19 protein-coding genes are annotated in these 22072 nt (G+C 45.3%); 7 read left to right on the top strand and 12 right to left on the bottom strand.

Going from position 1 to position 22072, the window contains the following annotated elements; translation table 11 throughout:
• Positions 1 to 281: 281 nt before the first annotated feature.
• Positions 282 to 2123, bottom strand: coding sequence for a DUF4127 family protein (locus tag M3636_RS19670; protein ID WP_251383706.1), 1842 nt, complete (start codon positions 2121 to 2123; stop codon positions 282 to 284).
• Positions 2124 to 2460: 337 nt separating this feature from the next.
• Here M3636_RS19670 and M3636_RS19665 point away from each other — a divergent pair, with 337 nt between their 5' ends.
• Complete coding sequence (locus M3636_RS19665; protein WP_251383705.1) at positions 2461 to 2946, top strand: hypothetical protein; 486 nt, start codon at positions 2461 to 2463, stop codon at positions 2944 to 2946.
• A 167-nt stretch (positions 2947 to 3113) separates the two neighbouring features.
• Here the strand turns inward: M3636_RS19665 and M3636_RS19660 are convergent, their stop codons facing one another.
• The 6 genes from M3636_RS19660 to M3636_RS19635 form a co-directional block, all read right to left on the bottom strand.
• A complete protein-coding gene (locus M3636_RS19660; protein WP_251383704.1) occupies positions 3114 to 4064 on the bottom strand; it encodes a hypothetical protein in 951 nt (316 codons plus the stop codon).
• 239 nt (positions 4065 to 4303) lie between these two features.
• Positions 4304 to 4759, bottom strand: coding sequence for a VOC family protein (locus tag M3636_RS19655; RefSeq protein WP_251383703.1), 456 nt, complete (start codon positions 4757 to 4759; stop codon positions 4304 to 4306).
• 32 nt (positions 4760 to 4791) lie between these two features.
• On the bottom strand, positions 4792 to 5355 hold the full coding sequence (locus M3636_RS19650; RefSeq protein WP_251383702.1) for an NADPH-dependent FMN reductase: 564 nt from the start codon (positions 5353 to 5355) through the stop codon (positions 4792 to 4794).
• 166 nt (positions 5356 to 5521) lie between these two features.
• Positions 5522 to 6256, bottom strand: a complete 735-nt coding sequence (locus tag M3636_RS19645; RefSeq protein ID WP_285859061.1) for a response regulator — start codon at positions 6254 to 6256, stop codon at positions 5522 to 5524.
• Between the two features lie 12 nt (positions 6257 to 6268).
• Positions 6269 to 7948 carry a GAF domain-containing sensor histidine kinase gene (locus M3636_RS19640; RefSeq protein WP_251383701.1) on the bottom strand — a complete coding sequence of 560 codons (1680 nt, stop codon included), beginning with the start codon at positions 7946 to 7948 and terminating at the stop codon, positions 6269 to 6271.
• Between the two features lie 135 nt (positions 7949 to 8083).
• Positions 8084 to 8566, bottom strand: coding sequence for an ArpU family phage packaging/lysis transcriptional regulator (locus M3636_RS19635; RefSeq protein WP_128104339.1), 483 nt, complete (start codon positions 8564 to 8566; stop codon positions 8084 to 8086).
• A 654-nt stretch (positions 8567 to 9220) separates the two neighbouring features.
• On the opposite strand from M3636_RS19635, the gene M3636_RS19630 reads away from it, so the two are divergent.
• From M3636_RS19630 to M3636_RS19620, 3 genes are all read left to right on the top strand, one after another.
• The gene (locus M3636_RS19630) at positions 9221 to 9667 is read left to right on the top strand and encodes a helix-turn-helix domain-containing protein (RefSeq protein ID WP_145407340.1); all 447 of its coding nucleotides are present in this window, start codon (positions 9221 to 9223) and stop codon (positions 9665 to 9667) included.
• 43 nt (positions 9668 to 9710) lie between these two features.
• The gene (locus M3636_RS19625; RefSeq protein ID WP_145407339.1) at positions 9711 to 10127 is read left to right on the top strand and encodes an ImmA/IrrE family metallo-endopeptidase; all 417 of its coding nucleotides are present in this window, start codon (positions 9711 to 9713) and stop codon (positions 10125 to 10127) included.
• Positions 10128 to 10307: 180 nt separating this feature from the next.
• Positions 10308 to 12119: a 5'-nucleotidase C-terminal domain-containing protein gene (locus tag M3636_RS19620; RefSeq protein ID WP_251383700.1), complete on the top strand. Its 1812-nt coding sequence runs from the start codon at positions 10308 to 10310 to the stop codon at positions 12117 to 12119.
• 659 nt (positions 12120 to 12778) lie between these two features.
• On the opposite strand, the gene M3636_RS19615 is transcribed toward M3636_RS19620, so the two are convergent.
• Positions 12779 to 14551 carry a proline--tRNA ligase gene (locus tag M3636_RS19615; RefSeq protein ID WP_251383699.1) on the bottom strand — a complete coding sequence of 591 codons (1773 nt, stop codon included), beginning with the start codon at positions 14549 to 14551 and terminating at the stop codon, positions 12779 to 12781.
• A gap of 437 nt (positions 14552 to 14988) precedes the next feature.
• Positions 14989 to 16938, bottom strand: a complete 1950-nt coding sequence (locus M3636_RS19610) for an FAD-dependent oxidoreductase (RefSeq protein WP_251383698.1) — start codon at positions 16936 to 16938, stop codon at positions 14989 to 14991.
• Positions 16939 to 17321: 383 nt separating this feature from the next.
• Here M3636_RS19610 and M3636_RS19605 point away from each other — a divergent pair, with 383 nt between their 5' ends.
• The gene (locus tag M3636_RS19605; RefSeq protein ID WP_251383697.1) at positions 17322 to 17990 is read left to right on the top strand and encodes a 3'-5' exonuclease; all 669 of its coding nucleotides are present in this window, start codon (positions 17322 to 17324) and stop codon (positions 17988 to 17990) included.
• 34 nt (positions 17991 to 18024) lie between these two features.
• Here M3636_RS19605 and M3636_RS19600 read toward each other — a convergent pair whose 3' ends face one another.
• From M3636_RS19600 to M3636_RS19590, 3 genes are all read right to left on the bottom strand, one after another.
• Positions 18025 to 18999, bottom strand: coding sequence for a helix-turn-helix transcriptional regulator (locus M3636_RS19600; RefSeq protein ID WP_128100644.1), 975 nt, complete (start codon positions 18997 to 18999; stop codon positions 18025 to 18027).
• Positions 19000 to 19217: 218 nt separating this feature from the next.
• A complete protein-coding gene (locus tag M3636_RS19595) occupies positions 19218 to 19922 on the bottom strand; it encodes a hypothetical protein (protein ID WP_128100643.1) in 705 nt (234 codons plus the stop codon).
• A gap of 218 nt (positions 19923 to 20140) precedes the next feature.
• On the bottom strand, positions 20141 to 20308 hold the full coding sequence (locus M3636_RS19590) for a hypothetical protein (protein ID WP_251383696.1): 168 nt from the start codon (positions 20306 to 20308) through the stop codon (positions 20141 to 20143).
• A gap of 308 nt (positions 20309 to 20616) precedes the next feature.
• On the opposite strand from M3636_RS19590, the gene M3636_RS19585 reads away from it, so the two are divergent.
• Together M3636_RS19585 and M3636_RS19580 are read left to right on the top strand one after the other, a co-directional pair.
• Positions 20617 to 21072, top strand: coding sequence for a hypothetical protein (locus tag M3636_RS19585; protein WP_128100642.1), 456 nt, complete (start codon positions 20617 to 20619; stop codon positions 21070 to 21072).
• A gap of 21 nt (positions 21073 to 21093) precedes the next feature.
• Positions 21094 to 21798 carry an AIM24 family protein gene (locus M3636_RS19580; protein WP_128100641.1) on the top strand — a complete coding sequence of 235 codons (705 nt, stop codon included), beginning with the start codon at positions 21094 to 21096 and terminating at the stop codon, positions 21796 to 21798.
• Positions 21799 to 22072 lie beyond the last annotated feature (274 nt).

Below are 22072 nucleotides of genomic sequence, written 5' to 3'. Positions count from 1 at the left end.
GCAGCGGCAATGCAGCAGTCATGAAACTCCCCCTTTAACATTCCGTCTGCATCACAATCTATGATCGAACCAAACTAGACAACATCACCGCATAAAAATGACCGGCTCATTGGCCGGTCTGCTGTACATTAGCGTATGTGCTTTCGGTGTGTCCCTGTGCGATTGATCCGATAATACAATCTTACACCTGTTGATCGCTAACGCGGATGGTGATTGGCATGACTTCGGTGCGATTAAGAGTGTATCTTGGGTGGAAAAAAGACGACGTTATATTATATAAGTTAAATAGACACCAATGTAACTCGGGGGTTCAACGTAATTTCGAACGCGCGCCCCCAGATAAAGTCCGGATTGGTATACTCCAGCTTTGCATTTTGATACTTAGCGTAGGAGCTTTCCCCATCTTCCAACTGAACCACCGCATCGTTACCTTGGGCAAATGCAGGTTTAGCCGCAAGTGTCGTTGTGTAGGTCTGCATCAGATCTCGCAACAACGATTGGAGGTGTTCGTAATCCTCACTGGAATTGAACAAAAGCATATTCTGATCCGCGAGCGTAGCCACGTTGGTATACAGGGCATGAGCTCGGGAATACGTGCGAACATCTGCAATCGCAACCGCTTTGTAGTAATAATCCTTCAGGAAACGTTTAAATAATAGTGACCCTTGAGCATTCATCGCTTCCTTTAGAGCAGAAGCATTCGTTTCCTTCGTAATAAAGGCATAGCGAGATTGTCCCATGCCAACCGCAATCCCGATCTTATTTCCCGGTGTATTCCACGCACTATAACCTAGAGCACGACCGGTGTGCGAGCTACTCAATAGCGCCTCAGCTACATCTACATTCGCCGGACCTTTACCTACAAAATCAATCACAACCGTTGGCACACCTTGTTCACTATTGGCGTTAATTCGCTCAACAGCAGCCTCTACCTCTTCCAATGCCGTAATCGCCACAATTTCTAAGTTAGGCTCTGATTTGTTTTTGTGAGAATGGCTGGTCATTCGATCGAGTTCGGAGGCAACATCAAACGTTGCAGCTTGAGGCGCAACGCCATCCTGCCTAACGTTCTCGCCTTTGACAAGATCAGTGTCCGTCTCTGGAACTGGATATGCAGAATCAGCAACAAGCACACCACCCACGATATCAATATGGCGGGCTACATTTTCATGTACATTCATATATTCATAGGTGTTCACGATGGTATTACCATGTGGACCGAAATAGGTAACCGCATAACGTGTTTTTGCGCCATCACGAAGCAATTGATTCGCCATCCGAGCTAATAGCGAGTGTCCCAAACCATCAGCATCGGGAAGAATAATCGCACGGTCTGGATTCTGTCCAGCTACCCCACCAAGCCATTCGTTAATTCGATTCTCCACATAACGGATCTCGTTAATCTGTACGCCTTGTGTATTGGCATCATCCACACCAACAGCGAGAAAATCAATGTATCCCTTACGTGCCAGTTGATCGAGGATATACAGATTCGTTTTGAATTTATGCTGTCTCGTATTGTAATACTGTTCTTTGTCAAAATAGGTCGTCTCACCATACTCTGTAGAATCAGGAGACAAGTTGTACCCCTGAATAATATCTTCAAAAGCAGTAAACGTCTGACGAGGTTGTTGCATCAATGCTCGCGATTCATTATAGGCATCAAGTGCAAGCCCATCTGCTAATGATGTGGTCGCAAGTCGCATGATCGTGTCCATCACGTAAACGGGTTTACATGGATATTTCTCTTTAATAACGCGGATCACATCCAGCAACCGCGTCGTCTCCTGATCATAGTTTGGATAGTCACCGCCTCCGTTCTCACGAAGCTCGCGGCTACCAATCAGGCCACCATAAGCAAGCATATCGCTTGAAATAATGAAACCTTCAACTTCAGCAGCTTGCTCCAGAATAAAATCGTGAATATTGGACGGCTTGCCATACTGAGGTGTAGATGTACCAAGTAATGTGGTGCCATCTACCGTTTTCTCCGAATCCAAGCGATTTCGGATGTCCTTCTGGTTCGGTGTAACGATATGGAGACCGGCTGCCTTACCTTGTACAATGACGTCATCCAGATTGGCTGGACGATCATCGAGTGGGACATACAATACTTTTTTCATATCATGCTACCTCCTGCTCCGAGAATGAGATTTTTCTTCAGCATCTGATCAGAACGATTAGCCTCTATTAAAAAAACTGGCCTTTAGCCAGTAGATTCATAGATGATATCCATATAGTTGCTTTCCTTCTGATCTGATAATACCATCTTACCTCTTTTAAACGTCTACGCTGACGGTTAACCGCCTGAATTAAGACCGATTGTGGAAGCTAATACGTCGACTCATGGTCGGTTTCTTGCGAGCGCAATTAGTTTAGATGATATTACTTAACTTTCTTAATCTTGCTAACGTTTATACTACAAATGGAAGATTTATAGGATCAAAAGGAGTGAGTTACATGCAAAGATCAGATTGGTTCTACCTCTGGGTGGTCATAAGTGGGTATACGACAGGTTACGTTATGCATTTGATGACCCTATTTCTTCTATATAGAGAGGCTGACGTAGTAACTGGCTCGTTAATTGGATGGACTGCGGTGATGTATTCAACGAGTGTGATGCTGCTGTATCTGCTTTCTATACTTATTCTTCGTCTAGTCGGTTTATATCGTTTCTGGTCTCAGACGCTTATGTTTGTATTAGCATCCTTCCTTACCGTTTATATGACAGCTTGGTTGTTCCTTGGCGCTGGCCTTTCCGTTCTACCTCCAATTACGTTTCCATTCACAGCAGAGGGCTTGCCTTTACTTGTTTTTTGGATGAGCACAGCCCTGACCTGTTCTTGGGGAGTTTGGGTCGTACGTAATCCATCGACGAAACCCCTCTTTTTATTGTTATCGCGAGTCACATTCATTCTTTTCATCATTTGCATAGGCGTCCGTTAGATCAAAGGATCAGCTTACCTCCGCATACCCAAAAAGAGCACATGCCTCTATACTTCACAGGCTGTGCTCTTCTCATTTTATTTCCTCGTTCCTTACATATGTCCATTAATTCTATATATCTAATCACTCAATCCACGCATGGACTGAATGTTTCTTTCGTAGCCTCGTTAAGCAATAATATACCGGAAGTTCTCCCAGCTCTCTGGAACCGAATTGCTGTTTCTTGCGTGATGATAGAAGCTGAATGGGAATTTAAACACATGTCCGCTGTTCCAATCTTGTGAGCGTCGATCTGTCAGCCAGTATTCAAGTTCATGCGGAAGTGCAATCGAACGTTCAGCACGTACCAACGGTAGTTGATCCACAGGAGACTGTAATGTCAGCCTGCCTAGTTCATGATCCACGTTACGGCTCAGTCGCAACGCTTTTACCATCGTTAAGAACGGCGTCAGCCCTTGGTAGAACAAGCTTGGATAACCTAATTCATACAACATATTAAGTGCATGTCCATACGTTAACATATGTCCGATGAGATCATGATGGGCCTCTGCCTGATAGATGGTATCAAATGCCCCAAGCTCATCCAGAATGAGACGAGACAGATCCTCCGGACGTTCAATATGCGGGAACCCGTCAGATTCATCTACACGCAGCGTGCGTATTTCTTTAACCGTCGTATTGATCCACGATCTTCCAGGCACAGTCCGCTCAAATGAATCAATCAGCTCCACTAGCTGCTGTATATCGCGGGCAGTCCCCCATCCCTCCAGCTCACGAATGGCCTTTAAGCTAAGTGCCCCATAGATGGCTTGATGCCCAACCCAGTGAAGTTCACCAATGGTACGATCCAGTGCCTGGGTAATAAGTGCTTCCGCTTCTTCCACCGGCAACACTTCACCTCGCAAAGAAGGTTCTCCCGAGTGTACGCCATGTTTACGGAGCATTGCCTTGGCTTCAGCGGTAACACTTCCAGCAGCCAGGGAGGTTAGACGGTTTTCCCTCACCCAGAAGTAAGCCGCAATCGCTGCTGCCCCATAATGGGCATGCCACAGATCCCCTGTGTGCTCCCGACTCGAAACGATGATCATTAGACCCTCTTCCAACAAACGTCGATCCATAATTCATCCCTCCTTCATCGAATAAGTGTTTTCATTTTATATACCGCTTACATTGCGGATACTTCTATTAAATGAGCCAATTCGTGAAGATATGCACACCCTTGTTGAACGGTTCCATTTTTACTTCACGTGCTTGCGTTTTACTACATTTGAAGCTTGCCTATCTCTTGGACAACGACCTCAAGGGCATGTGCCTGTGCTTTTTGCTCTGAGAAGAACCAGACCCGATCTTTTTACCATTACCCACGTCCATGCATGCGTTCCCACGTACTCCACGGTACCATGCCAAGCTCAGGCTTCGCTTCGTCTGGCAGCATAGATATGAACTCAAGCGAGTGCCCGTCTGGATCAGTGAAATACACCGATACGGCAGGCATCCAGCCGAAGACATACAATTCCCCAATATCATCATCCAAGAAATTATGCGTCGTAATGCCTTTCCCCTCTAGATAAGAAACCGCTTGTTTCATATCCTCTAAGGACACATGAAAAGCAAAATGTTGCCGCTGAACTTTATCAGGTTCCTTTTGCCAAATGCCTAACATTGCGTTTCCTCTACCACCGACCCAGTAAAAGGAGTTCCCACGCTCTGGCTGTCCATATGCATGTTCCAGACCTAAGACCTGTTCGTAAAAATGATGAGATCTCTCCAGATCTGTTACATTCAGATGGGTCTCAAATATGCCTTTAATCATATGGCACCCCCCTCTCTATCAAGTGTTATTTATTATTTACGCGCTGACGTGATGGCTTCTGCTAGATGCAAAAACGAACCAAGCACACGTTGAATCCGTTCTTCAATATCCTGACTGCCCTTATATTCCTCGTATCCATCGTATGTTGCTTCGAACCTTCTACGCTGCGCACCGCCAATGGAAATCCACTCCGATGCATTGATTCCATGCATATTACGCACAATCGCTTGCAACTGTAGTAGTGCACTTACACCTACAGCACCTCCCGATGAACTAATGGACAACACCGGCTTCCCGCTGAAATAGGATTGACCCAGGTGATCCAGTGCGTTTTTGAGCACACCGCTTATACTTCCATGATACTCTGGCGTAGCTAAAATAATAGCGTCTGCCGCGAGCACGCGGGACTTCAGATCAGCCAAATGTAGATCATCGTCGAGTTTCTCATCCGCGGCGTAGAAAGGAACCGGTGTTTGATACAAATCGAACAGGCTCGCTTCATGTCCTTGACCGTGAATAGCTTGAATCACATATTCTCCCAGACGTGTACTAGTCGCATTTTTACGGTTACTTCCTGCCACAACAATAAACTTCATTGGGTCACGCTCCTTTTATTTCATTTCATGTTCTCGTATTATGTATTACTAGCATATCCTTCTTCACCCTTAGATGCGTCAGCAGAAAGGCTTAACTTCCAGCACCAAAAAACTCAACCTTTCGGCTGAGTTTCTACGACTTTGGACTGAGGCGTGGTCATAATTCTTAGACCACCCATCCTTTGCGAACCGCATAGATCGCAGCTTGGGTACGATCAGATAGCCCTAATTTGTCCAATAGATGACTAACATGTGTTTTTACTGTTTTCTCAGTAATGACTAGCTGGGCTGCAATTTCTTTATTACTCAACCCCTGAGCGATAAGCCCCAGCACCTCCCGTTCACGACGGGTCAGCGTATCAAGTTCCGGTGCGGATGCTTGGGCTTCCTTATCCTTTTCCTTATCCTGGCGTTGCTCTTGTACAGGCTGTTGCTCTGTCCGCTTCAACGATAACTGCTGTTCATTCATAGATAGTTCAGCAGAAGCCATAACATGCATGAGTTGACCGGCCGCCGCCGGATGAAGCTCCACCTGACCTGCATGTACATTGCGGATCGCCACCGCCAGATCCTCTGGTTCGATGTCTTTTAACAAATATCCTTTGACCCCGGCACGCACGGCAGGCACAACATGATCCTGGTCTGAGAACGATGTGAGTACAATGATCCGAATACTGGGCGTAAGCACTCGAAGCTGTCTGGCTGTTTCTATTCCATCGAGTACAGGCATATGCAGATCCATTAACACCACGTCCGGCTCAAGTTCTTCCGCTTGTTGCAACGCTTCCTTACCATTAGATGCCTCGCCAACGACAACCATATCGGACTGTGTGGATAGAAAAACATGAAGCCCACGCCTGACCATCGCATGGTCATCCGCAAGCAAAATTCTAATCGGCATCTCTTCTCCTCCTTAATTCTCTACCGTTTCGGACAGAAGCGGGACGATCACCGTTACCGTTGTTCCTTTGCGAGCAGAGCTCACAAGATCCAATCGACCTCCCAACGCCTGAGCACGCTCCTTCATAATCGATAATCCGAGAGAACGAGTAGACAAAACTCCGCGCCGTTTGGCTCCACCTTTCCCACGATCGGTTACGCTTAATGTTACCTCACGATCACTCAAATGTAGGATGATCTCGGCCGCGTTCACACCCGCATGCTTACGTACATTATTAAGGGCTTCTTGTCCGATTCGCCATAGCCCGTCTTCAACACTTCGGGGCAGACTTCCCATACCAGAACGATGGACAACGACCTGCAGTCCTTGTCCATCACCATATTCCTGTAATGCATTCATAAGCCCCTTTTCTAAGCCGGCCGGTCGCAGCTGCATAATCAGCGCTCGCATTTCTTTCAGCGCTTCCTGTGAGAGAGAACGAACGTCCTTCATTGCCTCTCTAACAGGCTCAAGCTGTGCCGAGCCCAACATCATGCTCTCAGCTCCCTTCGCCGTCAGGGACAAGGAAAATAGAATCTGGTTGACCGAATCATGCAGATCGCGAGCCAAGCGATTCCGTTCTTCCAATCGAGCCAACTCCCGCCGTTGTTCAGCAAGCTTCAAGCTTTCCCACGACGCCGTGATATGTTCAGCAATCGCCTCAAGTACTTCATGATCCGCCTGAGGGAGAATGCTAGACTCAGCATAACCAACGACCAATACGCCTGCCTCTCCCGGAATAATATTCAGAATGGGGACGGCGAGACCTGAAGATAGAACAGGTACAGTTAACGACCGTGCACTGCTTGTAGCTATCTCTTGAACCTCTGAGGCGGATAATTTCGTAACGCGATGAAGTTCAATAGCACGATGCAGACCGTTCAGCCCATCCGAAGAAAAATCTTCATATAATGATCGTTGCTGCAAGGCTCCCACAACATGTGCAGCCTGTACAACCAAACGATCCTCTCTGAGTTTCAATATTGCCGCAAATGGCCAATCATAATGTTGCCCTAATAGACTAACCGTTGTCTCGGCCAGCGAATCCGCATGCTCACATTCATTCACCGCGAGTCCTAACGCACTGCTGAATCCGCCTAGCTTCGCAAATAGATCTGCTCGCCTCTGCTCTGCACGATATAACCGCATCCGCTCAATCGCACTGCCGATCTGATAAGCTACCGCCTGTAATAGTGCCAGTTCACTTTCACTAAAGTGCTCCTTGTTCGGGGCAGCTACATTGAGCAGTCCTAACATCTTCTCACCAGATCGCAGAGGTACCGTTGCATGATGAGTGATATCATAGGTATCTCCCCATTGATATTCACGCGCATGCTCAAGTCGTTTGCAGTTAAGAACATTCACGGCATTGTCTAGTCGTCCATCCCAGAAGCGATTCAGACACCAACACGTGCCACATCGCATTGGTTGCTTCTCTTCACGCTGTAGTGCAGGAGGCAAATTATAATCTGCAATAAACGAATATTCTGCTCGTTCACCAATCAGAAATAACCATCCTGTTGTCAGTCCCGTAAGACTTAATAACTTACCTATAACGGTATCCAGCATCGTGCTCAGATCATTCGAGGTATTCAGCGTCTCCGCAATCGTCTTCAGGGTGTACATTTCCTGCATCCTAACTTCTTCAGACATGCAGTTTCTCTCCTTTTAAGAGGTTGTCCAAAAAGCCCGACTGATCCTTTTGAACACACACTTTAACTAAACCTTGTATTGTTCATTATTGTATCCAATCAAGCATGGATATTAAAGGATGAAGATTCGCGGCGCTTACCCCAGCTTCTTACGCTCCTTGCGTGTTGCAGATAACGGCTCTACATTGATCAAGCCCCGATCGGATAGAGCAAGTGCCAGCTTATAGAAGGCACGCGTTCGAATCTTCGTATACGTATCCTTGCTCACAGGAGGGTCGAATACGTGGTTATACACTTTATAATCGAACACATCTTCATCTTTCAAATATCGTTCACACACAAGCAGTCGCTCTTTCTCGCTTAAGCGAGAGACAATAAAATCAATCGTATCACAATAGGCTTGGCGTGCTCTCTGAATATCCACATTATAGATCGCTGTTCGAGCCGTAGAATCTCCAGTTACGTTCGTTGCACCATGGAAGCGTTCGGCATAGCTCGCCGTCACCATCACTTCTCGTTCTTCAAACGCAATGGTTTTGTAGATACGGTACTTCTCCAGAGCTGCCTCAACCGCAGTCTGTGTTTTTCGGCGATCCAATTCGGGTAACAATAATTCCATCATCATTCTCCTCCTTATATTCATGTTTGTTATATATAGTATAGGTTCAAATAAAAAACTTTTACTGTCTAGCATTCCGATGATACAATAGCCGTCCATTACAATTATTTCCGAATTACTTGTTGCCTTTTGGAATCACTTTCGAGAGCTATGAACGCGAAAATCTATAATATATTTCAACCCCATCAGCTCTCACTACTTAATGTTTTGTTCGTATAGTGTTCGTATTTCTATTCGAGGATACCACTTTCTGGAGATTGGAGTAAACCTTCATTTTGGGTCATTTTGTGCGAATAATAAAACTCACTCTCTCATTCTCTTTACCTTTTGGCATAATTGTTTCAAATATCTTTACCTAATGGTATATATACGATATAGTACAGATAATGAACGAGTTCCATCCAAGTCGTCTTCTACGAATTTTATAAGTTCAACTAAACTTTTTACACGAGAACGGAGAAGACAGAAATAACGTGAAGAAGCGAAGCGCTCGCCTTTATCGCCGGATTTTCCCTTTAAAGAAGGGAATCAAAAAAATCTGGGGATAACAGCGATCGGAAGGTTATTCTGTCATCGGAGTGGCAAGTGTAAATATTCATTAGTTGAACTTATATTGATGTTGAATACGATATACTAATTGAAGGAGTGGCATGAATTGTGGAGCATGCTTTTGGATCTTACCTCAAACAACTGCGAGAGTTGCAAGGCTATAGTATCAATCAGCTAGCAGATTCCGCAGGAATTAGTAACTCACAGATTTCACGCATCGAGAATGGGGTGCGCGGTGTTCCCAAACCAGCAACCATTCGCAAATTGGCAGACGCCCTCTCCGTTCCTTATGCAGAGATGATGAAGCAGGCTGGATACATGGAAGAAATGAATACAGCAACAGATACTCTGGTCACACCTGAATGGGCAACCTATAAGGATCGACGAGACTTTAAGAAAATGCTGGAGGATGAGGATGATCTCATGTTTGATGGCATACCGCTGGATGACGAGGACAAGAAGCGTATTAAGGACGTTCTTACAGGGCTATTCTGGGAAGCTAAACAGATGAACAAACGCAAGAAAACAACCGATCCAGATGAGAATCAATGAAGCATTATAGGGAGAACCAAATTGAAGCAGCGGGTGAGATGATATGGATGAGATTGTAACAAAGCTGATTCGGAAGCACCGGACAAACTGCCCTTTCAGCATTGCGAGAGCCCTTGGGATACACATCCGATTCACCAATCTCGGAAAGTCCACCAAAGGTTTGTATTTTCGTAAGCTGCGACGCAGATTTATTGTGATCCACAATGACCTGGCTCCAGAATGGCAGCGTTTTGTATGTGCTCACGAACTGGGGCATGACCGATTGCATAAAGGCATCAACCGTTTCTTTTTAGAGGAGCACTCCTATTTTGCACCTGGCAAGCTGGAAAGACAGGCAAATCGTTTTGCCATTCAGCTCTTAACCTCAGGGGTAACTCCAGAGCCCGATGAATCACTTGAAAAATATTGCTTACGTACAGGACTGCCTCGTGAAGTGCAGCATTTTTTTTACTCCAACTAAGAACATACGTTCCTTTATTGTTAAAATTTATTTTCTTTTTTGTATCTATACAATATGATGTCACTTGTAGGTTACCTATTTTTACGTAAATCGCGAGATTTCCTAATCGTAGTCTGCTAAAATAGCAAATGAGCTATACACGCTCAAGTAGATTACTATTTTGGGAGGTTTCGGATTCATATGAAAATCTGGAAGAATTACGTTTCACTTCTGCTAACGGTCTGTTTGCTGTTTGGCAGTGTAGGCATGGCTGCGGCTGCGGATACCACACCGGGCACAGGCAAGCACATTACCATTCTACATACGAATGATACACATGCACGCGCAGTTGAATCCTCACCTGCGATGGGTTTTGCTAAAGTAGCTGGAATTGCGGACAAATACCGTAGCGAAAACCCGAATACTCTCCTGCTTGATGCTGGAGATGCTGTACACGGCACTACGTTTGCCACACTGGTTAACGGTGAGAGCATCGTCAAAGTCATGAACGAAATGGGCTACCAAGCCATCGTACCTGGTAACCACGAATTCAATTATGGCTCTGATCGCCTCGTTGAGCTTGCGGACATGATGAATTTCCCAATGCTTAGCGCTAACGTGAAGAAGAAAGACGGTACTCGTCTTTTTGAACCTTACCTGATCAAAGAAGTAGATGGCGTAAAAATCGGTATCATCGCTCTGACTACACCGGAAACAATGTACAAAACGAATCCGAAAAACGTAGAAGGCCTTGATATTACAGATCCAACTGCGGAAGCTAAACTGCTTGTGAATGAAATCCGCAGCAAAGTAGATGTTGTTGTTGTATTGGGACACCTTGGACAAGATGCATCCAGTACAGATACTAGCTTCAAAGTCGTTAAAGAAGTGCCTGGCATTGATGTATTCATTGATGGTCATAGCCACACTGTGCTGCAAGATGGTCTGGTTTCCGATAACGGAACACTGATCGCTAGTGCTGGAGAATACACGAATTTCGTAGGGGTTATTGACCTGTGGGTAGATGCTGGTAAAGTAACGAAAAAACAAGCTACATTGATTGATGAAACAGAAGCAAAAGATATTAAACCCAATGAGAAAGTAGCCACTTTGGTGAACTCTATTCAGAAAGAACAAGAACCCATCCTGAAAGAAGGAGTAGCTAACACAGCTGTTCTGCTGGACGGTAAGCGCGAACAGGTTCGTGCAGGAGAAACAAACCTTGGCGACCTGCTTGCAGACGCTATTCGTAACGTAAGTGGTGCAGATATTGCGCTGACGAACGGTGGCGGCATTCGTGCTTCCATTGAAGCAGGAGTAGTAACTAAAGGTGACGTTATTACCGTTCTTCCTTTTGGTAACCAGGTCGTAACAATTGATGTGAAAGGTTCCGATGTTGTAGCTGCTCTTGAAAATGGCGTAGGCTCCTACCCTGAACCAAGTGGTGGTTTCCCGCAAGTATCCGGAATCACATTCAGCATTGATCCTTCCCAAGACAAAGGAAGCCGCGTGCATTCCGTGAAGGTTGGAGATCAAGCGCTGGATCCAGAAGCTACGTATACACTGGCTACGAATGACTTCACAGCTGTTGGTGGAGACGAATACACGATGTTCGCGAAATATCCAACAACTGGCATGTACGGTGCACTGGATGAAGCATTGATTGAATACATGCAACAACTCGGTGCTGTAGATATCAAAACAGACGGTCGTATTAAAGAAGCTGCGTTGCCTGCAGCTGAACCAGAAGCTCCAGTAACAGAAACACCAGCTCCGGTTACACCGAAGCCAGAAACGCCAAAACCAGAAACACCGAAACCAGAAACACCTTCCAAACCTACACCAAGCAAGCCAGCACCAGCTAAAGTGCATGTTGTTAAATCAGGAGATACCCTGTACTCCATCTCCAAGCAATACGGTACAACATGGCAGGCATTGCAAAAGCTCAACAAAATCAAAAATCCACACTGGATTTATCCAGGTCAATCACTGAAACTGCCAACGGCTTCTTAAGCTTCATTCCAAAGCAAGAGCGTGTGCGGAAGATTAGCGTTGCATGTGAGTGCAGCCTAAACTAGTGAATTGAACGATAGTTTTAACGAAGAAAGGGTGTTCCTCAGAGCCGCTAACGGCTGATGGAACACCCTTTCTTCGTTATTATTTTGCTAGACTCCTGAATTAGTATACGAAGCGTATCGGCCATTTAAAGGCTTCACTAGAACTTACCACGCTGACCTTCTTACTTTAACAGCCTTGCTGCGGTTCTACCTGCTTCATTTTCCAGACTCCGCGCGAAAAACACATCTTCCGTACTGCTCTGGACAAAAAGCTCCTTCTTCATTTACTGCAGCGAACTATAGCCGATATCCCTAAAATTACCATTATGATAGGCTTCAATGTATTTTGAATCGTCCATTTTAGCATTTGAATGTTGCGTATTTGCACAATCATTCCTAGAAAAGGCTACGCAATTCGCTCCCTTAAATGTAAACCTGTTGTATACAGAATACAACATACAACAATATAGTGGTTAAGGATGACGATATGCAAAATTTGAAATTATTTTCTATGACTCTAGCCCTCTTTTTCCGGCTTATGGATGTCATCATAACTGATTTTAACCTTATCGCATAATAACTGGACCTATATCTACTCAGCACATCGGCTCCAAATTACAGATGTTCCTTCACAAGTTTTATAGCCTCTTGCACAGCCATACTGGTTCGTTTAGAATCCCCAGCTATCGTAAACACATGTGATCCCAATTCAACCTGTCCCTCTGCCGCCCCTCTTCCAATGACGATCTGCACAGGCAATCCAATCAGCTCTGCATCCTTGAATTTGACGCCAGGCCGTTCATCTCGATCATCCAATAATACGCTGTATCCCGCCTCAATGAGCTGCTGCTCCAGCTCAAGCGTCAACTTCTGCTGTTGTTCATCTTTCCAGCTCAGCGTGATGAGATGTACATCGTAAGGAGCAAGAGACGCAGGCCACTGTATACCATCCTCACCTGCATATCGTTCAGCTACCGCTGCCATTAAACGTGATACACCGATACCGTAACATCCCATGACAGGTGCGCATTGACGCCCATTACGATCAAGGAAGGACGCGCCCATGGCATCACTGTACTTCGTTCCTAATTTGAAAATATGCCCCACTTCGATCCCCTTCGTAAACAAAAGTGACTCTCCGCATGAAGGACAACCATCACCTTCTGTTGCAAAACGAACAGATTCGACACGGCTTACAGGGAAATCTCTACCCGGACGCACTCCTGAAAGATGGATATCTGCCTCATTGCCTCCCGTAATCGCTGCTACCATCTCAGCTACATCCCGATCCACGATCAGGGGGATGCTCAATCCGATAGGGCCCAGGAAACCTACGGTCAATTCAGAATGACCTGCGAGCGCAGCTTCATCAGCCAAGTTCAGCTCTTCCACACCTAATACTTGCTTCAATGCAATATCGTTAACTTCATGATCTCCACGAACAAGTACCGCAACTAATTTGCCATCCGCCTGATACACCAATGTTTTGATGATAACTTCCGCTCCAACGTTCAAGAAAGAGCTTAATTCATCTATCGTACGAATGCCCGGTGTTTCTATTCGAGTCCACGTTGCATCTGAGTTAGCATCAGGCTGAATATCCGGATTCCATTCGGAATCAGGAAGACTCGCTGTACCTTTTTCACTCGAAGAATTCGAACTGGAAGCTTGGTACCCGGCCTTCTCCAGATTGGCTGCATACCCACACTTCTCACAGGAGACAATGGTATCCTCACCCACATCGGCAAGCGCCATAAACTCATGCGTCGCCCCTTGCCCGCCAATCGTTCCTGCATCCGCTTCAACGCGCATATAATTCAAGCCACAGCGTTCCAGAATGCGTGAATACGCCGTGTTCATTGCTTGGTACGTCTGGTCTAACTCTTCCCAATTAGAAGCGAAGGAGTATGCATCCTTCATCACAAACTCCCGACCACGCAACAAACCAAACCTTGGTCTGCGTTCATCTCTGAATTTCGTTCCGATCTGATATAACGTGAATGGCAGCTTCCGGTAGGAGTTGACCTCATCGCGCACCAGTGCAGTCACCACTTCTTCATGAGTTGGCCCAAGCGCAAACTCACGTGCATGACGATCCTTCAAGCGCATAAGCTCCGGCCCATATTGGTTGTATCTTCCAGACTCTTCCCAGAGCTCGGCAGGCTGCATAATCGGCAACAATACTTCCTGACATCCCGCACGATCCATCTCTTCGCGGACGATACGTTCGACATTTAACAGAACACGTCTCCCCAAAGGCAGATAGCTATAGATCCCTGATGCTAATTGACGGATCATCCCGGAGCGCAGCAACCAACGATGTCCTGCTGCATCTGCCTCTGCTGGTGCTTCCCGTAATGTAGGGATTAGAATTTCACTTTGTCGCATTTGGCTACACCTCTTCTTTTTGTCATCTGATGTACACTAAAATCATTGGATAAACAGCAAAAAGACACATCCGTCAAGGGACGAATGTGTCGTGGTACCACCCTTATTTAACTGCATGGATTCAGCTTAATCATCCGCTAATGTTCTCTTGAACTTGAGCGCACTGAATAAGCCAACGCCGCTCGCACTAAAGAGCAAGTAGCAGTCATGCAATCCTCTAGAGCATAACGGGCTCATCCGGCGGAAGTTGCAGTCATTGACCTTCTCCTCCGCAGCTAGCAAGGCGGGAATTACGAAGCAGCAACGAAAACCTCACACCCATGGTTCTCTCTCTGTTGAAGCCAACCGTCGTAATCATGTCCTTGTTGATCGCTGTTACCATTTTTGATCACATTAGTTCATTACTCCATAATTGTCAACTAGATGTGTCTTATAGCTTATTCAAACACCTTACCTGAATGATATTCGACCACATCACGGAGCAGCATGTATGCATCTCCATTCGTGAGCTGGTTTTTGTCTGCAATCCCATCTAGCGTAGCATCGCTGATCAGATTGTCCCGCTGCAATTCAGCTAAAGCTTGTTCAAGCGATATGGATGCTCCATCAGGCTCGATCATTAGCCAGATCATGTATGCAGCCTGATCGAGTGATAGCGGCATGGAAGCTGGATTAGTTATGTTTGCGATAGCTTCAGTAGCTTGCCCAGTGTAACTGCTCGGGAACATTGCCTGCATCCTCTTCAATTTACTGAGGAAGCGCTCTGGATTCATGGCAACATCCAAGTCCCATCCATCATTATTATAGTTACCAGAGGTCATGTACATACTTGCAGCAGCTACTAAACCTCGGTAATCCTTATGCTTCATATAGTCTGGTTGCTCAAACGGTTGCATGGATAAATCCATTCCCTGCTTCTCCAGCATGGTACGTAGTTCGGTTGCCCGTTCTTGTGAAGCAGATAGCTCGCGAAACGTTTCCTGGTGGAGATATGCCAGCTTGACCGCTGCTCCCGCAGCTTCTCCTGTCGCCATTCCTAGCGGCACAACTCTTGCGCTTCCGTGAGGAATGGTGTCATAACTCGCTGCTCGTCCAACAACCAACAGACCATCTACGTTCAAAGGCACCAAGGCACGAAAAGGCACGCCATATTGAATTGGACTCATCATAATCGTACCTGGAAGCCCGGCACTTGTGCTTTGGATATCAATATCGTAAGAGCCATAGGCGATAGCATCCCAATGATCCCGGTTTTCCAAGAGGTCAGCGAGCGTCAATCGATATTCGCCGTAGATATGGCGTGATTCTCTCACATAAAGTTCATCGGCAGTCCCCTCATACTGAAGACTGGCGAACTCAGGGTAATTTTTTTGCAAATAGTCTACAATTCGCGGAGCCTCTTCCCTACCTATCCGTAACCCCTCCTGCACAGAGGCTGGATCTAACGGATCGACTCCAAAGATCTGCATCGTGTTAATCAAAATGGTGTCATCATTCTGTCTGCCTATGTTCAGGCTACGAATTTTCACACGCTCTGGATCGGTTGATTCATAGTTTCGCGCATCTCCGTAACCCCAGGCACTCATTTTATCCACACCTGTTCCTTCTCTGTCCCTGAACTTCTGCCACACCTCATCTGTAACACCACTTAGCTTGAAGACAAGGGTGGATACCATCTTAGACTTGCCGTCTCCAATGTCCTGCCTGCCTATAGAATAAGGCGCCCCAGCTACTGCGGCAATATCTGCATCTTGGGTCGCATCGATGATCGAACGCGTTGCAATACGTACAGTCGTCCCATCCTCCGTCGTAATGTTCATTCCAGTGATGGTCTTCTGGTCACCCGAAGCAGATTCGGTTACAGGTTCCATATGCTTCACATGCATCAACAGATCAATGTTGGGTTCAGAACGAATCATTTGGTAAAAAACGTTCGCAGCGGTATTTGTATCAAATGAACTTCCCTCGATCTGATCAAACCATTCTTGAAAAATACCTTTGTTCAAAAAGTCAGCCTGCCGCAAGCTGCTTAACCATTGTGGCTGATCAGGAGAGTAATTCAAATCCAGCGTATTCAGCCCACCCTCTGTCATTAATCCCCCAAGCATATTACGGTCACGCGCTTCTGTGAGCAATACAGTCATTCCGTTTCGAGCAGCCGACAATGCCGCAGTGATGCCTTCCGGGTCGGTTCCAGCAACAATAACATCATAGGATTCAGCTAGCTCGGTCGTCGATTGTACAGCCTCCAACGGCTGCCACACATAATTATTGTTGAACTTATAGTTTTTGTTCCAGATATAGAAGGCCCCATAAGCAGCACTACATACAACGATAAATACAACCGCTGCGATTAGAGCTATTCTACTTTTTTTACGTTTCCCCACCTAACCTAACCCCCATATGTAATCTAATGTCATAAAAAAAACACTTCCCAATGACCTTGGCCATGTCAGGAAATGTTAAATTATACATTGATCTCTTGTGTTCAAACGATCTACCCATTCGAACATGCTCATAACAAAAACTTGGAACTTTCCCCTAACTTTACCCATTATAAAGTTCACATTTTTCAATGTAAAGGGTCTTGCGCCCTCAAATGAATCGTCTATTGCGCTTCGTATTGTGCTCTCTAGCCCCTTCTTCTTCCTGCTATGAAATGTGCCATGGTGGCTGACATGTTGGATTCTTCCCTGTAATATAGAGAGATAACAATCAGTTCGTTGTCACGCTATATTATACATGTACATTTCACAAAGGAGTTCATCCCATGCCATATATTATTTATGATCTGGAATTTACCGTAAGTCGCAATGCTCGCTACTCTTCCGAAATAATTGATATCGGTGCAGTAAAGGTTATAGAAGGCGAGAACGGCTTGTTGGTTTCCGACACATTCCATACTTATGTTCGTCCTTCTAACAAATCAGTACTCTCTACCGATACAATTCAGTTCACAGGTATTACCCAAAAAGACATTGATGCGGCTCCACTCTTTCCAGATGCGATACGACAATTCATTGCATGGATGGGTAACGACCCATACTACATGTGCTCATGGGGGCCAGATGACCGCAGTAAATTAATCTCCCATTGCCGGACACATCAGCTCGATGTGGCTTGGATCATGAATCACAACGATATACAGAAGCAATGGTCACGCACTGTGCGCAAAGAAGGTAAGTTCCGCCAGCTCGGACTCGCTCAAGCGCTTGAACTATGCGGAATTGAATTCGATGGTACACAGCACCGCGCACTTGATGATGCAGTCAATACAGCCAAAGTATTCATCCATCAATTTGAGAGTTTTAATCTTGAGACGAATTGCGCCGCAGATGATGAAGGCATCACATCCAAGGTGGTCTATTCCAGTAATGAGGATGATGATCACGAATCACCTTTTGGAAACTTGGCTCATCTCTTTAAGAGCAAAGAATAGTTTATACTCGCCTGACCAACGCAAGGAATGCTTATTAGGTAGGAGCTTGTTTATAAACTTGCTGCCAACGTTCTAGGCATTCCTTCATTCGGTTTCGATATTCCTTGGGTTCAAGAATCTCTGCATTGGGACCATACTGGGTCAACCATGTTAGTAACTCCCGATCATCACTCAGAATTACTTCAAATAATAGCGTGCCCCCAGGCTCGCTCGTCAGCAGAGGACGTACGATATATTGCTGCTGCATAACATGCTCCACGGCATTTGGAAAAAATCGAATTTTAAACGCAATCCACTCGGTAGCTTTACCATCCCTTGGGGTTCGGAAATAGTTCTGTAACAGGAAGTCATCTTTGCGGAATGTGCGAGGCAAAATCCGTATGTTCTGTAAACGACCCACTTGAAATCTCCTCAGCTTTGCCGATTGATGGCAATATGCGAGCAGATCAAATCTGTACTCTCGAGGAATTAGACTATAAGGATCAATTTGCATGACGATCTTTTTCCCCTCGGTGAGGTACTCTGCTTCAATCGTGTTCTGAGAAATACTAGCTTCAAGAAGGGTAACCAGCGTACTATTCATCATATCAGAATTTTCATTTTGCCAGACGGGTAGCCCAACTTTAAACAACCCACTAATGTGCTCCGACCATTCCACCCGCTCCGTCTTATTTTTTTGACTTGAAGCGATGACCTTCTCATATGCACTCTCAAAAGCTGGCTTCAACAACGGGCGGATATGCTCCATAACCTCAGCCAAATGTAAAAAAGCTGCCGCTTCATCATCTGACCAGTTCAAGGGATACATCGCAAACTGGCTGATAAACATATACCCTCTGCCGTGCCCCATATTCGCAATCGGAATATGCATTGCACTGAGAGCCTCCATATCGCGGTATATCGTCCTTTCCGTTGTCTCACACCGCTCAGCTAACTCACGAGCCAGAATTCCAGGTTTGGCCTGCACAAGCGTGATAATGCGCATTAATCGGATCAGTCGGTCTGTCATTTTGCCGGATCCTCCACGATGTTGTTTCAATAAATTTGTTACAACTCCATCCATTTTTCATGATGAAGGACATTGCATGTTTGAACTTATTTACCATTTCTGTTTTTTTGCAATATCCATTATCATGTTCATAGTTAATTCGACTTATTTCTTGACTTCACCTTTAAAATCTATGTAGAAACAGTTATTGGCATCACGTTATGAATGGTTCTATATCCCTACTCACCTAACATCGTTTTTCCGCGAACCTGGTAAGGATTAGCATACGTAATTCCATAATGATAGCGCAGTTTCTCCACTATTTCGGCCTCTTCATAATAATCCAAATCCTGTTTGCGGGCTGCTTCAATTAGCAGGGCATCCGCATGTCGACGCAGCAGATTACTTCCTTCTTGTACACGCCCTCTTTCATAAGCTCGTAGAGCCTGTTTAATCAACGGCACTGTCTCACTAAGCTTAATGGTCTTCTCGACCTTAGGATCCTCAGGTTGCCTCAGCATACCCAAATGACTCGTATATTGAATGTACAACTGCTCTCTTCGGAGCAAAACTCGCTGGCTCTGTTTCAGTTTGCGCGTACTCCAGTAGGCTGAACATACAGAAGCTTTGCCTGATAACCTGGAACCCATCGCAAATTCGAGTAAGATCTGTTTACTCTCGCCTTTATAGACATCTCCAAGCCGTAGCACCCAACCGATATCTGTTTCTTTGGATCGGCATCCGTAAATGCCCTTAAGCTCGATTCCATATTCCGGTTTGAGCAATAATTCCAAGTCTCTAGACACAATTTTAGGTGCTAACTTCCTGAGTCTTTTGGCAGGGGAACCGTTGCGCCATTCAATCATCATATACACGGGGTCAGCTCCTCCCGTCGGTATGGCTTCTTTGTTCCACGAATAACAAACTTCAAAGACTGAGTTCACTACGTCGTCTCCCCCCCGATTTTTATGTATTATCTTCTAAGTTATCAGGGTGAATGGACACTATATTGTCACGGAACGTATGTTCGCATATAAAAATTACACAAAAATAATTAGATACGATTTATTCCTTCTATATCTCTCTAATTACGACACTAAACGACAAAAAAGCCTGGCTAATGACCATGCTTTTTGAAGTATTATTTGTGGCAAGACCTAACTCACATTGCAGATGAATTATTTAAAATTTGAGGTATCGACTGATTCCATTCTGTTTCTACAATCGGTGCATACGTGACACTATCAATAATTAGCTTGCGTCCGATTGGCTCGCCATTGACTGTAATCATAATGGTTTTGGTTGGTGTTCCTCGTTCTGTAGATTGCATATTGTTCTGCTCCTTTAGTTTACGATCTTCTTCCGAAATCGGATATATTATCTTCATTAAGTTTTTCGTCTTTGTGAAGAGCAAGCACCCGGAACTGAGGTAATATTGATAAGTAAGACTGTCCGTGTGCTCCCTTATCGTTCTATTACCCTGACACTTTGTAAACGAAACGAATTGATTTTTCTGCAAAAAATGATGATACCCTGAACCCAATGCGTTACTTTTGTCGTATAATGTAATAGCCATGTTTTCATTTAATTTCAATGATTCGTCAATTGAACCTACAACATCGAAAGAAGGTGTTATGAATGCCAAAATCGATTCATCATGCTCTAATTCGGGTGTTACTCACCACATGCATTTTATTTACTGCCTCGTTAACTTCTACAGTACATGCAGCAAGTGCCAATATATTTTCAGATATATACAGCGGATGGGAACGGGTAGCCGAACTTCCAGGGGAAGTGAATGCCCTACAGCAAAGTTATCAAGAAACCTTAAACAAGCTTAATGAAACATCAGCACAGTTGGGACAAGCCCAGGCCAACGTCGAAGCCTTCAAGGCCCAGAATGATCAGTTAATCGCGCAAAACCAAAAACTGACCGAAATGGTCAGCCAATTGCAGGACGATCAAAACGCCAAAAATGCTACCGCCAAACGAATACAGACGATGATTATTACAATCGTTGCTCTTATACTGGGTTACTTTATCTTGATTCGTCTCATGCGTTTGGGAATGCGTCGTCGCTCAGGCCGAATCTAAAACGAGAACAGGAGCAGCCGCATGCACATACACCTCAATACCGTTGAAGCTGGTGGCGCTGGACAAGTCGTTACATTCTCGCTTGTTCAGGACGACCGGCTTCATATTCTGCATCCACAGCAAATCGTTGCATTCCGCGGCTCCAGCCATAGCCGTAATGATAAATTTATGAACATTTCAGGCATTGTCCGCAAGAAGAAGCTAATTAAATCGGAAATCTCTGGTCCCTGCCAGTTTGTCGCTGCGCTCCCTCCCGGTTTTACGATGAAAGAGGTCGAACTGGATGTAGAGAGTGATCTGCTGTACGACTTCCGACATCTCTTTTTTTACTCCGATGGCGTCACCATGCATACCAAAATTCAGAAAATTAAAAATATGCTTATCACCCAAGATGCGGTCAAAATGAAGTTCTCAGGAAAAGGCAAGATTGGATTGTTAACTCAAGGCCAAGTATGCCAACAAGAGCTGCATCCTACCGCTCCGCTCTATGTCGACGCAGGCAGTATTATCGCTTATCCCGAGAATGCACACTTGGAACTGACCGTATACGGGAACCATCTGGCGAGCCAGCATATGAACTATCATTGGAAGATGACCGGACACGGCTCAGTTCTATTTCAAGCAGGACGTGAGAATAGTAGATTGGAACGGGATGTGAACGATGAAGGTCTGTTCAAGCGAATCCTAAAAGAAGTGATCCCTTTCGGGAACGTTCTAATTAAATAATGCATTTCACCAACGAAAAAATCTGGGGATAACCGCGATCAGACGTTTATTCTGTCATCGAATTGGAAAGTGTAACCACTTTATTGCAGTGAGGTAGCCACCAAGCGGTTTCGTGTTATAATAGATCAGACATTTGAAGAAGAAAATCCATGCCACTAGGCATGGGAGAGGTTCGCGAACTCCCTCTACAAGACTTGATCCAATGGGTCAGTACAGTCTTGCGTACATGATTGAACATGTGGACACCGTGTTATGCACTTGTTGTACAGCAGTT

This window comes from Paenibacillus sp. MER 99-2 (genome assembly GCF_023714095.1).
Classification (GTDB): Bacteria; Bacillota; Bacilli; order Paenibacillales; family Paenibacillaceae; genus Paenibacillus.
The sequence above is the reverse complement of the archived record's forward strand: the minus strand, read 5'-3'. Positions and strand labels throughout refer to the sequence as shown.